This window comes from Intrasporangium sp., assembly GCF_035280925.1.
Classification (GTDB): domain Bacteria; phylum Actinomycetota; class Actinomycetes; order Actinomycetales; family Dermatophilaceae; genus Intrasporangium.
In genome coordinates, this window is sequence record NZ_DATEEY010000096.1 from 1 (window position 1) to 13,473 (window position 13,473).

The 13,473-nt window shown below is 70.8% G+C and carries 16 protein-coding genes and 1 pseudogene; 8 read left to right on the plus strand and 9 right to left on the minus strand.

Annotation, left to right across the window (positions count from 1 at the left end; genetic code table 11):
* A pseudogene (locus tag VJN29_RS09555) lies at positions 1-417 on the minus strand (hypothetical protein); the annotation flags it as partial.
* Positions 418-513: 96 nt separating this feature from the next.
* Here VJN29_RS09555 and VJN29_RS09560 point away from each other — a divergent pair.
* The 8 genes from VJN29_RS09560 to VJN29_RS09595 all read left to right on the plus strand — a co-directional run bounded on the left by VJN29_RS09560 (position 514) and on the right by VJN29_RS09595 (position 6,482).
* Positions 514-1,407 carry a hypothetical protein gene (locus tag VJN29_RS09560; protein ID WP_324143394.1) on the plus strand — a complete coding sequence of 298 codons (894 nt, stop codon included), beginning with the start codon at positions 514-516 and terminating at the stop codon, positions 1,405-1,407.
* Between the two features lie 584 nt (positions 1,408-1,991).
* Complete coding sequence (locus VJN29_RS09565; RefSeq protein WP_324143395.1) at positions 1,992-2,834, plus strand: P-loop NTPase; 843 nt, start codon at positions 1,992-1,994, stop codon at positions 2,832-2,834.
* Complete coding sequence (locus VJN29_RS09570) at positions 2,831-4,012, plus strand: TadA family conjugal transfer-associated ATPase (RefSeq protein WP_324143396.1); 1,182 nt, start codon at positions 2,831-2,833, stop codon at positions 4,010-4,012. The genes VJN29_RS09565 and VJN29_RS09570 overlap by 4 nt, the downstream gene beginning before the upstream one ends.
* A 20-nt stretch (positions 4,013-4,032) precedes the next feature.
* The gene (locus VJN29_RS09575) at positions 4,033-4,806 is read left to right on the plus strand and encodes a type II secretion system F family protein (protein ID WP_324143397.1); all 774 of its coding nucleotides are present in this window, start codon (positions 4,033-4,035) and stop codon (positions 4,804-4,806) included.
* Positions 4,803-5,477: a type II secretion system F family protein gene (locus VJN29_RS09580; RefSeq protein WP_324143398.1), complete on the plus strand. Its 675-nt coding sequence runs from the start codon at positions 4,803-4,805 to the stop codon at positions 5,475-5,477. The genes VJN29_RS09575 and VJN29_RS09580 overlap by 4 nt, the downstream gene beginning before the upstream one ends.
* A gap of 59 nt (positions 5,478-5,536) precedes the next feature.
* A complete protein-coding gene (locus tag VJN29_RS09585; RefSeq protein WP_324143399.1) occupies positions 5,537-5,725 on the plus strand; it encodes a DUF4244 domain-containing protein in 189 nt (62 codons plus the stop codon).
* A gap of 29 nt (positions 5,726-5,754) precedes the next feature.
* Positions 5,755-6,087, plus strand: a complete 333-nt coding sequence (locus VJN29_RS09590) for a TadE family type IV pilus minor pilin (RefSeq protein ID WP_324143409.1) — start codon at positions 5,755-5,757, stop codon at positions 6,085-6,087.
* Positions 6,084-6,482 (plus strand): Rv3654c family TadE-like protein, encoded by a 399-nt coding sequence (locus tag VJN29_RS09595; RefSeq protein ID WP_324143400.1) that lies wholly within the window; start codon positions 6,084-6,086, stop codon positions 6,480-6,482. The genes VJN29_RS09590 and VJN29_RS09595 overlap by 4 nt, the downstream gene beginning before the upstream one ends.
* On the opposite strand, the gene VJN29_RS09600 is transcribed toward VJN29_RS09595, so the two are convergent.
* The 8 genes from VJN29_RS09600 to VJN29_RS09635 form a co-directional block, all read right to left on the minus strand.
* Positions 6,458-6,712: a PspC domain-containing protein gene (locus VJN29_RS09600; RefSeq protein WP_324143401.1), complete on the minus strand. Its 255-nt coding sequence runs from the start codon at positions 6,710-6,712 to the stop codon at positions 6,458-6,460. The genes VJN29_RS09595 and VJN29_RS09600 overlap by 25 nt on opposite strands.
* 205 nt (positions 6,713-6,917) lie before the next feature.
* Positions 6,918-7,382: an Rrf2 family transcriptional regulator gene (locus VJN29_RS09605; protein WP_324143402.1), complete on the minus strand. Its 465-nt coding sequence runs from the start codon at positions 7,380-7,382 to the stop codon at positions 6,918-6,920.
* A 26-nt stretch (positions 7,383-7,408) separates the two neighbouring features.
* On the minus strand, positions 7,409-8,419 hold the full coding sequence (locus VJN29_RS09610) for a sulfate/molybdate ABC transporter ATP-binding protein (RefSeq protein WP_324143403.1): 1,011 nt from the start codon (positions 8,417-8,419) through the stop codon (positions 7,409-7,411).
* Positions 8,416-9,219, minus strand: coding sequence for a sulfate ABC transporter permease subunit CysW (gene cysW / locus VJN29_RS09615; protein WP_324143404.1), 804 nt, complete (start codon positions 9,217-9,219; stop codon positions 8,416-8,418). The genes VJN29_RS09610 and cysW overlap by 4 nt, the downstream gene beginning before the upstream one ends.
* Positions 9,216-10,109, minus strand: a complete 894-nt coding sequence (gene cysT, locus VJN29_RS09620) for a sulfate ABC transporter permease subunit CysT (RefSeq protein WP_324143405.1) — start codon at positions 10,107-10,109, stop codon at positions 9,216-9,218. Before cysT ends, cysW begins: the two co-directional genes overlap by 4 nt.
* A complete protein-coding gene (locus VJN29_RS09625) occupies positions 10,106-11,140 on the minus strand; it encodes a sulfate ABC transporter substrate-binding protein (protein WP_324143406.1) in 1,035 nt (344 codons plus the stop codon). The genes cysT and VJN29_RS09625 overlap by 4 nt, the downstream gene beginning before the upstream one ends.
* A gap of 133 nt (positions 11,141-11,273) precedes the next feature.
* Entirely contained in the window at positions 11,274-11,645 is a 372-nt protein-coding gene (locus VJN29_RS09630; RefSeq protein ID WP_324143407.1) for a hypothetical protein, read from the minus strand.
* Positions 11,646-11,648: 3 nt separating this feature from the next.
* On the minus strand, positions 11,649-13,473 hold a 1,825-nt coding region (locus tag VJN29_RS09635), incomplete at its 5' end, for a S8 family serine peptidase (RefSeq protein WP_324143408.1).

Below are 13,473 nucleotides of genomic sequence, written 5' to 3' on the forward strand. Positions count from 1 at the left end.
CAGGCCGGCCTCGGACGCGCCGAAGTAGCTCGCATAGTTGAGCGCCATGCCGTTGATGCAGGTCTCGCTCGCGGCGGAGCGCGGGTTGGGCATGACCCCACCGTCACGAACCTTGTTCTCCGCGAGGACCAGTCGGACGGACTCCCCGGCAGCCTGGTTGTCAGGCGAAAGGCCGAGGTTGCGCAGCTCGAGCAGGGTGTAGTGGGTCGAGGTCCATTTCGGCTGGTAGAAGCCCCGCCCCCAATGGCCGTCGGGTCGGCGAGCGGCCAGCAGCGCAGCGCCCAGGCCCTCGGTGGCGATCCGCTGCCGGAGATGTGGCTCGTCGTGGTGGAGGAGGTCACGAGTCGTCAGATACGCGACGGCCACGTCCCCCTCCAGCAACCAGTCGATCACCTCGTCAGCCCTGTCACCGGCCATCTGCCCATGGTGGCACCGTTGCCGCCGCCCAGCCCGCCGCCGAGCCGCCATGGGCCCGCCGCCATGGGCCCAGCTGACGGCTCCTACGCTGGACCGGTGCCCGACCGGAACCCTGCCCGCGATGCGATCATCGACCAGCTGGCCGCCCTCGCGGACCTCCCCGGAATCCGCGATCGGGCCGATGCGGTGCGCGAAGCGTGCACCCGGCTGCGGTTCCACGAGGCGCTGCGCCGGCGCATCCCGGAGGCTGCCGCGGAGTCGCGCGTCCGCGGGGCCCGGGCCTCTGCCGTCCTCGACGGCGTCGACTACCCGCTGGACCTCGTCCGCGAGCTGACGACCGGCGCGCGCCCGTGGCCCGACGGCCTCAGCCCCGACCTCGCGACGCTCAAGGGCGCGATCGCCGCGACAGCCGAGAGTGAGCGCATCGCCTCCATCGTGCGCACCGCGCCCCTGCAGGCTCTTGCGCGACTCCACGTCGCGGCCGCCTCGCCCTTCGTCAGCGCCGGAGACGCCGACCACACCGACACGCTCGGCCGTCCCCGGGTCACCGGTGAGGACACGAACGAGTTCGTCGACCTCGGGCCGGCGCCGGATGCGGCCGAGGTGTCGCGACGGCTTGGTCAGTTGGCAGAACTCATCGTCGCCGCATCGACCGCCACGGATCGCATTCCGGCCGTGGTCATCTCGTCCATCGTCCACGGAGAGGTCATCGCCATCCGACCCTTCGCCCACGGCAACGGCCTCGTCGCCAGGTCCCTGGAGCGCGCCCTGATCCAGGCGCTCGGCCTCGACCCGACCGGTGTTGCCGTCCCGGAAGCCGGCCACGTCGCGAACGGCGCGGTGACCTACACGGGCAGCTCAGCGGCATACGGCAAGGGGACCGCGGCGGGAGTGGGACTGTGGCTCGGACAGGCGGCGGACGCGCTGCTCAAGGGCGTCGGCGAGGGTGAGGCCATCTGTGACGCGGTCCGGGCGGGGCGGCTCGGCTGACGGCCCACTGTGATGGAAGGAACCTCTTTTCCCGAGATGTCAAGACTGTTGCCGCGCACGGCCCTGGAGTACAAAGGATGCAGGAACCACCCATCGCCGTGAGGCGAAGGACGGCTCCAAGGCAGTACAAGCGAGAGCGAGAGGTACCCACGCGACGGCAGTTCACTTGGAACAGTCCACCCTCGGGTCCACACCGGGGCGACACTTCAAAAACGCACGCTTGGTAGCCCACCTCGTTCTCACGGGGCCCCCGACATCGTTGGGGGCCCCGTCCGCGTCTCGGAGGGGTGTGGTCCGCCCGTCCAGCTGGGGTTCACATTCCGGACGCGCCGAGTTCGGTTTGCATTTGGGGGCCTGAAAGACGGACCATGGAGATGCGCTCCCCTCGGGGTTGAGCGCACCCGGGTCACTGGCTCTCCCCCCCGGAGCCAGGGTCCCGTGAGGTGGCCCCCCGTCTCCCCCCGACGGGGGCCACCGCCTTCTCCGGCACGCACGTCGTCCACATCCCTGCGGTACGCGTGTGCCCGTCCACAGCAGGCCGTATGCCGCTGGGCGGGCTCCCGCGATTCGGTGACGGTTGGTCCATGGGACACGTCATCGCCGTCATGCCGGCCTCGGGTGGGGTCGGGGCAACCACGATCGCTGCTGTCGTCGCGGTCCGGGCCGCAGAGGCCGGTCGGTCGGTGGTCGCGGTCGACCTCGACCGGTTCGGGGGACGGCTCGACGTCGTCCTCGGCGTCGAGCAGGAACCGGGGTGGCGGTGGGATCATCTGCTCGACGTGGCCGGCGTGGTCGACGGAGTGGGCCTGGCCCGCGAGCTGCCCATCGCGGGGACGGTGCCGGTGCTCAGTGCTTCGGTCGGCTCCCGGCGTGCCTTCGGTGAGGAATGGGTGCGGATCCTGCCCGACGTCGTCGCCGGGCTGGCCGCAGCGCATCCGGTCACGGTGCTCGATGTCGCGCGGGACGAGCGAGTCGTGTCCGCCGTCGCGGGCCTCGTCGACGCCTGGGTCGTCGTGGTCGGGACGGCGGTGCCCCAGCTCGCTGCGGCTGCTGCCTCGGTACCGCTCCTGCGGCAGGCCGTCGACGAGGCGCCCGCGGAATCCGGGTCGGGCTCCGTCGATGGGTCCGCAGCGCGTGGTGGACTGCGACCTCGTTGTGAGCCGTGGATCGTCCTACGCGGCAGTCGCATCGAGGACGACGTGGCGGATGCGGTCACCGACCACCTCGATGCCCCGATCGTGGCGACGGTCGGTGACGACCTCCGCCTCGTATCCGACGCGACGAGCGGCGTGGCGCCCGGATCGCGTGGGCGCGGGCCTGTGGTCGATGCCGCCGACGAGCTGCTGTTGCGCCTCGTGTCGAGGCCACCTCTGGATCTCGGCGACGGCGGAGCGCCCTCCGACGTGGGCCGGCGGTGGTCCGCATGACCCTCAGCCCAGCGGTGTGGCAGCGCGTGCGAGTCGGCCTGCCACCGGACCCGGGTCTCGTCGCCGATGTGGCCCGTGAGGAGACCGGGGCCTTGGGCGCCGAGCGCGTCGCCGAGTCTCGAGAGGCGCTGGCCGCGCGCGTCCTCGGAGCGGGTCCGCTCGAGGCCTGGCTCGACGATCCCGCGGTCACCGACCTCGCCGTCAACGGCGACGGCAAGGTCTGGCTCGACCGTGGTGCGGGGATGGAGTGGACGGGCGCGGTGCTCTCGGCCGAGGACGCGCGGGCGCTCGCGGTCCGGCTCGCTGCTGCGGCCGCGCGCCGCCTGGACGAGGCGAGCCCGTGGGTCGACGGCCAGCTGCCCTCCGGCGCCCGCCTGCATGCGGTGTTGCCACCACTGGTTGCGGGCGGGCCGCACATCACCATCCGGGTACCCGCCCGGGACCACCTGTCGTTCGCCGTGCTCGAGGCAATGGGTACGTTCCCGCCGTCTTGGGGAGTGGTGCTCCGGAAGGTCGTTTCCCGACGTCTCGCCTTCGTCGTCTCGGGTGGGACCGGCGCCGGGAAGACGACCTTGCTGGCCGCCCTCCTCGGACTCGTCGACCCCACCGACCGGCTGCTCGTGGTCGAGGACGTCCGGGAGCTGCACGTCGACCACCCGCACGTCGTGCGGCTCGAGGCTCGCCCGCCGAACGTCGAAGGCGCGGGCGAGGTGACCCTGACAACCCTGGTCCGACAGTCGCTGCGCATGCGCCCTGACCGCATCGTCGTCGGTGAGGTGCGAGGTGCCGAGGTGCGTGAGCTGCTCGCGGCGCTCAACACCGGGCACGAGGGCGGCTGCGGCACCGTGCACGCGAATGCCCCCGAGGACGTGATCGCCCGGTTCGAGGCTCTGGGTGCGCTGGCGGGGCTGGGGCCACCCGCCGTGCGGGCGCAGGTCGCCGCCGCGATCGACGTCGTCATCCACGTGACGCGGCAGGGCCCGACCCGGCGGGTCCAGACGATCTCGGCCGTCTTCCGCAGGGGCGGTGACCCGGTCGTCGAGACTGCCCTGACGTGCGTTGGCGCTGATGGCGGTGGCGCTGTCGGCACCGTCGGGCCGGCTTGGCCGGCACTGGCACATCGACTTGGCCTGGACCCCGCGATGGTGGACAGGATCGGGCTTCGGAGTAGAGCATGACTGCGACCGTCCTGGCCGGCGTGCTGCTGGGACTGGCCCTCGTCGTGTGGCCGGCTGGTGAACGCCTCGTCCGGGTCAATCAGGTGTTTGAACCGCCCCCTGCCTTGAGTGATACCGGCCGGGGAGGCCGCTCGGAGACGTTGCGTCAGCTCTGGCGTTCGGACCCGGTGGAGCTGTTTCGCCAGTGGCGGCGACAGCGGCGTGCCACGTCGTCGTTGCCTGACGTGCTGCCCCTGCTGGAAGGGATCGCCCCGGCCCTCGCGGCGGGCCTTCCGCCGGCCGTCGCCGTGCGCCTGTCCGGTGCGGCCCTGGGCTCCGCCCTGGATCCCGCCACGCAGCCATTCGTCGGCGAACTTGTCGGCGCTTGCCAGCGGGGCAGCCCCATCGCGCCGGTCTGGCAGAGCTTGGCGGCACGCACCGGGTCGCCCGATCTCGCGTTCGTGGCTGCGGCTTGGCAACTCTCGGAGCTGACCGGCGCACCGCTCGCAGAGGCGGTCCAGCGGGCGGTGGTGTCCGTGCGCGAGTCGCGGGAACGGGCGCGCCGGGTCAACGTCGCCGTCGCTGGGCCGCGCGCGACGGTCGTGGTGCTGACCGCGTTGCCGCTGACTGGTCCGGTGTTCGGCCTGGCCTGCGGCGTTCCTCCCATGGAGCTCTACCTGTCCAACCCCATCGGCACCGCATCCGCGGTGGTGGGGGTGGGCCTCATGTGGGCCGGCCGGCTCTGGTGTCGCCGCCTCGTCGACTCGGCCATGCGTGGCACCGGCGCCGGGCGCCCGGTGGGGAGGCGATCGTGAGTGGGGTTCTGGCGAGTCCCGCGATCGTGGCTGGGCTGACGGTGGCCCTGGCCGTGCTCGTGGCGCCGAGCCGACACCGTGCAGTCGATGGTCTCCGTGGGCTCGACGGAGCCGACGGAGGAGAGGGAGCGGACGAAGCCGACGGACGTGATGGACGTGATGGACTCCCGGGACGAGGCGCCCCCTGGTCGGATCGACCGGATCAGCCGGACCCCGCGACACCAGACGAGGTCAACGCCGCCCTGGTCCTGCTCGCTCTGGGATACCGGTCGGGCCTCCCGACCTGGGAGGTCCTCGGCGCCGTTGCAGGTGTGCTCGAGGGTGCCGGGGGCAGTCACGACGGACCGGTGGTCCGCGACCTGCGCCAGGTCGCTGCCGCACTGCGATGGGGGGCCTCCGACGACGAGGCCTGGGCCTCGGTGGGGCAGGTCTGGTCCGCAGCGGGGCGGGCCGTCGCCATCGCGCACCGGGCCGGCATCCCGCCCGGGCCGCTGCTGCTGGCCGCGGCAGAGGACCTCAGAAGGGAGTCACTCGAGCAGATCGAGCTCGCGGGGGCGCGGGTGGGCGTGCGACTCGTCGCCCCACTGGGGCTGGTGCTGCTTCCCGCCTTCTGCCTCACGACCGTCGTGCCCCTTGTCGTGGCGCTCGCGGGGCAGATGTTGGCCGGCTGACGGCATCGGCGTCTCACGGCGCACGGTCGTGGGATTCATTGAAAGGGAAGGGAGTTCATATGGTCACTGGAACCAGGCGAGCGATGCGGAGGATGTTCCGCGAGACGGGGATGTCGACGTCCGAGTACGCCGTCGGGATCATGGCCGCCTGCACGTTCGCCTTGGTGCTGCTCGGCGTCGTCCGGTCGGACGCGGTCCGCAACGCACTCGTGGGCATCGTCCAGAGCGCACTCGGTCTCGCTGGGTGATGCAGCACCGACGTCGCCGCGACGGAGGGATGGTGACGGCTGAGCTGGCCGTCGCCATCCCGGTCGTCGTCCTCGTCCTCGTTGCCTGTCTGGCCGGCCTGAGCGCGGCGGTCGACCAGGTCCGGTGCGTGGATGCGGCGCGGCTCGGCAGTCGTGCGGCTGCGCGTGGCGACTCTCCCGGCAGCGTGCACGATCTGGCGCGCCGCGGCGCCCCGGACGGTGCAGTCGTCACGGTCGCGCGTCGAGGCGGCGAAGCGGTTGTCACCGTGCGCGCTCAGGTCGGCGGTTGGGGAGGCGTGGTGCCCCCGTGGTCAGTCAGCGCCACGGCGCGGACGCCGGTCGAAGAGGGTCCCCGCGGATGAACCGGCTCGGTTCACCAGCAGAGCGCGGCGCCGCGACAGTCCTCGTGCTTGGCCTGGTCGCGGCGCTGCTCGCGATGACGGTCGGCGGGCTGGTCCTCGCGAGTGCGGTCGTCGCGAGCCACCGGGCCCGCCTTGCCGCTGACCTTGCCGCGCTCGCGGGAGCCGCGCGGCTGCGCGATGGGGTGGCCGTGGACGGCGCCTGTGCCGCTGCGGACCGGGTGGCTGCGAGCAACGGCGCCGGCCTGGTGAGCTGCGCTGCCGAGGGTCTCACGCTTGAGGTCACTGTCGCGGTGACCGCTGCCGCGTGGCCCGAGCCGGCGCGGGCTCGGGCCAGGGCTGGACCCGCTGCCCCGGTCGACCTGCCACCGGCTCAGGCGGTTGTCGGGCCCGGGTAGCTCGGCCGGTCCATCGCCGCCTGCTCGGACGGCATGAGGATCGCAAGGATCGGGTAGACCAGGATCTGGCTTCCGGGGATGACGAAGAGAAGGAGGATGAACAGGATTCGGGCCGGCCAAGGTGCCAGGCCGAATCGCCTTCCGAGGCCGGCACACACACCGGCGAGGACTCGGTCCTCACGCGGTCGGACGAAGCCGTGGTCGGCGAAGGTCTGGTGGATGTCGTTCATAGTGCGGTGCTTTCCGTATGGGCGTCAGGAACCGTTCCTGACATCTCTACTCTCCGCCACGAACGGCTCCCAGGACATGGGGCGACGCCCGGAGGCGACCCGGAGGCGACCCTTGGCCCGGGCTCAGGGTCAGTTTCCAAGGTCAGTTTCCAGGGTCAGCCTTGGAGTCGCGTTTCAGAGTCGCGTTTCACGTCATGTGTCAGCTTCAGCGGCTGCGCCAGGCGTCCGGTGCCGTGATGAGCTGGCGCACGTGGTCGGGCAGGTCGCCCGTGCGCAGGGCCTCGAGCGACGTGCGGTCGAGGACCTCGCGCAGGCTCGCGCGGACGGCGACCCAGAGCTCGGGCAGGTGCTGGGCGGCTCCGACGTACGAGGTCTCATGGGGTCGCAGGCCACGAACCTCGGCGAGTGGCCCGTCCACCGCTCGGAAGACGTCCCCGACGCTGATCTCGGTGCGCGGCCGGGCCAGGGCATAGCCGCCGAGAGCGCCGCGTCGGCTCAGCACGAGCCCGGCCCGCCGCAGGTCCGCGAAGATCGTCTCGAGGAACTTGCGGGGCAGGTCCTGCCGAGTGGCGAGATGCTCAATGCTGACCGGACCCGATCCACCTGCCGCCGCCTCGGCGAGGATCAGCATCGCCCGGACGGCGTAGTCGACGCGTGCGGAGACGTCCATGTGCTCGTTTCCGATCCGTGCGAGCGTCAGATCGCGAGGGCCGGGTCGTGTTCGACGACGCTCGATCGATGCGCGGCTCGGGCGCTCACCTTCTCGCCGTCGCGCAAGCCGAGTCCGTCGGCGTCACGTCGCGTGATCTGGGCCGCAAAGCGCTCCCCGGTGTCCGCCCGCAGGTCGACGCGAACCTCGAAGCCGAGTCGGACCACTCGCTCGACCACCGCTCTGATGACGCCTGGGGAGTCGGGGATCCTCGCGTCCTCGGCCATGGCCAGTTCGTGATTTCTCTCGAGGACGATGTCGTGCGGCCGGACGAGCTGTTCGCCGAGCCGGGCGACCGAGCCGAGGAACGACATGACGAAGTCGTTCGCCGGTCGGTCGTAGAGCGTGACGGGGTCGCCGACCTGCTCGATCCGGCCCTGGTTGAGCACCGCGATGCGGTCGGCGACATCCAGGGCCTCCTCCTGGTCGTGCGTCACGAGCACCGTCGTCACGTGGACCTGGTCGTGGAGCCGGCGCAGCCAGGTGCGCAGGTCCGTGCGTACCTTGGCGTCGAGGGCGCCGAAGGGCTCGTCGAGGAGCAGCACCTGCGGGTCGACGGCGAGGGCGCGCGCCAGCGCCATCCGCTGCCGCTGGCCGCCGGACAGCTGCGCTGGATAGCGGTCGGCGAAGCCGTCGAGCCCGACGACGTGAAGCAGTTCGTCGACCTTCGCGCCGACCTCGGCCTTCGGGCGCTTGCGGATGGTCAGGCCGAAGGCGACGTTGTCCCGGACGGTGAGGTGCTTGAAGGCTGCGTAGTGCTGGAAGACGAAGCCGATCCCGCGTCGCTGTGGTGGTTCGTTCGTCACGTCGCTGCCCCCGATCGTGACGATCCCGGAGTCCAGTGACTCGAGGCCGGCGATCGCGCGCAGCAGGGTCGACTTCCCGCTCCCGCTCGGGCCGAGCAGGGCGGTGAGTGACCCGCTCGGGATCTCGAGGCTGACGTCGTCCAGCGCCGTGAAGCTGCCGAACTCCTTGCGGGCCGCCGTCACGGTGATCATCGGTTGCTCCTCTTCCGGTCGAGGACGGTCATGAGCAGCAGCACGACCAGCGCAATGCTCATGAGCAGGGTGGCGGCGGCATACGCGCCATAGGTGTTGTGGTCGTCGATGTAGCGGGCGTGCACCAGCAGGGTGAGGGTCTGCGACACGCCTGGGAAGCCCGACGAGACCATGATCACCGCGCCGAACTCCCCGAGGGCCCGCGCGACGGTGAGCACGACGCCGTACGTCAGGCCCCACCGGATCGCCGGAAGGGTGATGCGCCAGAACGTCTGCCACCGGGACGCGCCGAGCGTGGCGGCTGCCTGCTCCTGCTCGGTGCCGATCTCCTGTAGCACCGGCTCGACCTCTCGGACGACGAAGGGCAGGGTCACGAAGATGGTCGCGATGACCATCCCGGGGAGCCCGAAGATGACCGTGAACCCGGCCCGGTCGAGCGCCCCGAACCAGCCGGCCGTGCCCCAGAGCATGATGAGGGCCACGCCGACGACGATGGGTGAGACGGCGAAGGGCAGGTCGACGATGCCCTGGAGCAGCCCTCGCCCGCGGAATCGCCCCCGGACCAGGGCCAGCGCCGTGATGATGCCGAAGAGGACGTTGAGCGGCACGACGATGGCCACGATGAGCAGCGAGAGGTTCAAGGCCGACTGGGCCGCCGGGGTCGAAACGGAGTCGATGAAGACCCCGAGCCCCGGTGAGAACGTCCGCCAGAGGATGACCCCGATCGGCACGGCCACCAGCGCGAAGAGGTAGCCGAGCGCGACGGTGCGCAGCGTCACCCGGGAGGTGCTGGTCGTCACGGTGCGGTCTCCTCACGACGCTGGCTGCGGCTGGAGAACCATCGGAGGACGAGCAAGGTGACGAAGGCGATGAACAACAAGGCCACCGAAACCGCGGCTGCGTTGACCGGCCGGTCGATCTCGATCTGCTGCTGGATGTACTGCGACGCGACCTGCGTCTCGCGCGGGATGTTGCCGCCGATGAGGACGACGGAGCCGTACTCACCGATGGCGCGCGCGAACGCCAGGCCGGTCCCGCTGACGATGGCGGGCGCGAGCGTCGGTAGGACGATCCGGCGGAACGTGGTCCAGCTCGACGCGCCGAGCGAGGCGGCTGCCTCCTCGACCTCCCGATCCGCCTCGATCAGCACCGGCTGCACCGAGCGGACGACAAAGGGCAGCGTGACGAACGCGAGGGCCACGACCAGTCCCCAGGTCGTCGCGTTGAGCTGGACTCCGATCGGGCTGCTCGGACCGTAGAGGGACAGCAGGACGATGCTCGCGACGATCGTGGGCAGGGCAAAGGGGAGGTCAATGAGCGCGTTCACGACCCGTTGGCCGGGGAAGGTGTCACGGACGAGGACCCAAGCGATGACGGTGCCCATGACCGCGTTGAGGCCGGCGACGATGGCCGACACGAGCACGGTCACCCGCAGCGCGGCCATTGCGGCCGGCGCCGTGACCGCCTCCCAGAAGCCGGCCCAGCCGTCCTCGAAGGCGGCAACCGTCAGCGCGGCCAGAGGCAGGAGCACGATGACGCTGAGCCAGAGCGTCGCCACGCCGACGCCGAGCGGTTGGATCGGGTCCGACCGGCGACGCCGCGGAGTCCGCTGCCGCTGACCAGGCGTGGCCGAGGCGGAGGCCGCATCCGCAGCCTCCCTGCGCTCGAGCGTCTCCAAGGGCGCGGTCATTGCGTCGCGGCATCGTAGATCTTGGCGATCTCACCGACGTCCTTCGTGAAGAGGTCGGAGTCGACGGCCTTCCATCCACCGAGGTCGGCGACCGTCCAGAGCTTGGCGGGAGCCGGGAACTTCGACGCGAACTCAGCGGCCACCGCATCGTCGACCGGTCGGAAACCAGCGTCGGCAAGCAGCTTCTGCGCTTCGGGCGTGTAGAGGTACTCGTTGAACGCCTCGGCCAAAGCGCGGTTCTCGCTGTCCTTGAGCACCGCCACGGGGTTCTCGATCTTGAAGGTCTGGGGCGGTGTCACGTGCTCGACCGGGTCGCCGTTCGCCTCGATGAAGAGGGCCTCGTTCTCGTAGCTGAGCAACGCATCGCCGCTGCCCTGGAGGAACGCCTCGGTCGCCTCACGTCCGGACTTCGGCTGGGTCCTCACGTGCTCGCCCACGAGCTCGCTGACGTAGGCCAACCCGGCGTCGACACTCGTGCCGCCCTCGCTCTTGGCCGCGTAGGGGGCGAGCAGGTTCCACTTGGCGGACCCGGACGAGAAGGGGTTGGGCGTCACGACCTCGACGCCGGGCTCGAGCAGGTCGTCCCAGTCCGTGATGCCCTTGGGGTTGCCCTCGCGCACGACGATGGTGACGACCGACCCGAACGGCACCCCATGGTGCTCGTCCGCGTTCCAGTCGGCGTCGACGAGTCCCCCGTCGACCAGTCGAGTCACGTCGGGCTCCACCGAGAAGTTGACGATGTCGGCCGGCGCTCCCGCGGCCACCTTGCGGCTCTGGTCGCCGGAGGCGCCATAGCTGTGCTGGAACTCGACGCCCTTGCCGGCCGGGGTCTGCTGGAAGGCTGGGATGAGCTTGTCGAACGCGACCTTGGGCACGGCGTAGGCGAAGAGGTTGAGGGTGGTGCCGGCTGCTGCGGCGTCGGGCGCGTCCGGCTGACCCACCGCGTCACTCGAGCCGCCGCCGCCGCAGGCCGCGAGGCCCAGGGTCGACACGAGGGTCAGGGCCGTAGCGATGCGGATCGGGCTGGACACGAGTGACTCCTGTCGTCGGTGCGCTGACGCACACTTCTGGGATGCGTCGGAGTCTTCAATAGCCGAAAGTTATCGGTCAACAAACTACGGGTTATGTCTCAGATGATGGAAGAGAGTGCCGTATGCGCTGGGCTCAGTCAGCGCGGGACAGTGACCGGACGCGGAGGCGGGGTCCGACCTGGGTGGCCGACTCCTCGTCGATGACGTCGCCGCGCACGGTGACCCGCACACCAGGGGAGGCGTCGAGCGACCAGGCGGCAGGGAGCACGAGCTCCCAGGCCGAGCCGCGTTCGTCGGTGAGCACGAGCGGGTGGGTCTCCACCTCGGCCCGCGACAGGGTGCCGGTCACGAGGACGTCGACCGGGCGGCGTGGTCCCGCTGCGCTCTCCACCGCTCGCCGCAGGTGCTCACGCAGCTCCTCGGAGCCGAGCCGATCGCCGTCCGAACGCGGAGCGGGGAGACCCCGGCCGTGGCCGGGACCTCCCCGCTTCTTGTTGCGGGACATCCGCTACGGGACGTCCACCCGGACGATCGTCGGGTTCGGCATCCCGGCGCTGCCGGAGTAGGCGACTGACCCGAGGTACTTCGTGGCCGACGCGAGGCCGGTGAAGGACAGTCCGATGGTGCCCTTCGCGCCGGTCACAGCCTGGGTGGGCGCCGAGACCGTCATGTTGCCCGCCGCCGTGTTGCCGAGCAGCCACGTGTGCAGCTTGAACGGCGTCGAGCCGGCAACACCCCAGCCCTGGACGACCACGGTGTAGGTGGCCGCTGCTGGGTTGAGCAGGTTGACCTCCTCGGCCGACGTGCCCGAGCCGCTCGTGCCAACCAGTGTCGTTCCGCGGAACACGCACAGGTCCAGGTCACTTCCGGCGTTGACGTCCGCGTCGAAGAGCGAGAACCGCGCGTACGTCGTCTCGGTCGGCACGGCGACGTCGATCTTCTGGGCGTTCGGCGAGCTCAGCGAGCACGTCGAGTCCGTCGGGTCGTCGGAGACCGTGCCGGGCGTGACCGTGGCCGGGACGAGTCCCCGCGCCGTTGCCGTGAAGGCTCCGGTGTAACCGAACGTCACGTCGTAGGACGTGCCGGCCGGGTTCGCCGTCACCTGGGCAGGAGCCGCGAGAGCCACCGGGCGGATCACGATCGGCGAGCGCACCGCGCGCGTGTCGTCCGACCATGTCAGCTGACCGCCCGCGTAGGTGTTGAGCGCCGCCGTCGTCCGCGTGAACGTGACCGTGAACTCCTTCGTCTCGCCGGGGGCCAGCGTCAGGGTCGAGGGCGACACCTGCGCGGTGATCCCGGTCAGGCCGCTGACCGAGGACTGATACGTCGCGGGCGCATCGCCGACGTTGGTCACCTTGCGGGTGACCGTCTGCACACCGGCGAGGTCGCCGATGGCGATCGACGCACCGTTGAAGTCGCTCGCGTCCGTGCTGTACCCCGCGTTGGTCAGCGCCGTGCAGGTGGCCGCCCCGACGGCACGCGAGCTGCCGCACAGGAAGGCCAGCCAGTCGTTCCACGAGCTGTCGTAGACCAGCCCCGGGCTCGCCGCCTTGTTCGGCTCCACGTGGCCGGCGCCCTGGCCAAATGCTCGGTCGGAGACGGACGTGTTGTCGAGGACGTCGTAGCCCGTGGTCATGAGCGCGCTCTTGATGGCCATCGGCGACCAGCCCGGGCGCAGGTCCTTGAACAGCGCCGCGAGACCAGCGACGTGCGGCGACGACATCGACGTGCCGGAGATCTGGTTGAAGCCGTAGCCCTGGTTCGTCATCGGCGAGTAGGCCGCGAGGATGTCCTGGCCGGGTGCGATGACATCTGGCTTGAGCAGGTCACCGCCACCCGCACGTAGCGGGCCGCGCGAGGAGAAGCTGGCCGTGAACGGAGCCGGTTCCTCGGTCGTGAGCGTCGCCGGGTTGATCGTCGCCGTCGCTCCCGCCGTGGCGGCGTAGGCCTTGACGGCGGCGTGGACGTCCGCGTTGACGTGCACGGTCGGGACGTAGTGGAAGTCGGCGTTGACCGAGTTGGTCGTCGGGTTGACGAGGACCATGCCGACACCGCCAGCCTCCTTGACGGCGAGGCTCTTGTTGGTGCGACCCGTGACGCCCCGCTCGCAGAGGACGATCTTGCCCGCGACCTTGGCCGGGTCAAGGACGTTGCCGCCGTCGGCGCTCGAGTAGCAGAGCCTGACCTGCGCCGCGTCCGCACCGGCCTTGCCGGCCGCCGTGGCGTCGATGAAGTCGGCCGAGACCGCCGCCGAGGCGAGCGACGCCCCGTTGTAAGTCGTCCCGTTACCCAGGGTGACCGAGCCGTTGCCGCTGCGGTTGTGCGTACCGGCC

Excerpts from the sequence above, each read along its gene's own strand:
- VJN29_RS09565 (WP_324143395.1), top strand. The coding sequence starts at position 1,992 with ATGGGACACGTCATCGCCGTCATGCCGGCCTCGGGTGGGGTCGGGGCA.
- VJN29_RS09570 (WP_324143396.1), top strand. The coding sequence starts at position 2,831 with ATGACCCTCAGCCCAGCGGTGTGGCAGCGCGTGCGAGTCGGCCTGCCA.
- VJN29_RS09585 (WP_324143399.1), top strand. The coding sequence starts at position 5,537 with ATGGTCACTGGAACCAGGCGAGCGATGCGGAGGATGTTCCGCGAGACG.
- VJN29_RS09590 (WP_324143409.1), top strand. The coding sequence starts at position 5,755 with ATGGTGACGGCTGAGCTGGCCGTCGCCATCCCGGTCGTCGTCCTCGTC.
- VJN29_RS09595 (WP_324143400.1), top strand. The coding sequence starts at position 6,084 with ATGAACCGGCTCGGTTCACCAGCAGAGCGCGGCGCCGCGACAGTCCTC.
- VJN29_RS09600 (WP_324143401.1), bottom strand. The coding sequence starts at position 6,712 with ATGAACGACATCCACCAGACCTTCGCCGACCACGGCTTCGTCCGACCG.
- VJN29_RS09605 (WP_324143402.1), bottom strand. The coding sequence starts at position 7,382 with ATGGACGTCTCCGCACGCGTCGACTACGCCGTCCGGGCGATGCTGATC.
- VJN29_RS09610 (WP_324143403.1), bottom strand. The coding sequence starts at position 8,419 with ATGATCACCGTGACGGCGGCCCGCAAGGAGTTCGGCAGCTTCACGGCG.
- cysT (WP_324143405.1), bottom strand. The coding sequence starts at position 10,109 with ATGACCGCGCCCTTGGAGACGCTCGAGCGCAGGGAGGCTGCGGATGCG.
- VJN29_RS09630 (WP_324143407.1), bottom strand. The coding sequence starts at position 11,645 with ATGTCCCGCAACAAGAAGCGGGGAGGTCCCGGCCACGGCCGGGGTCTC.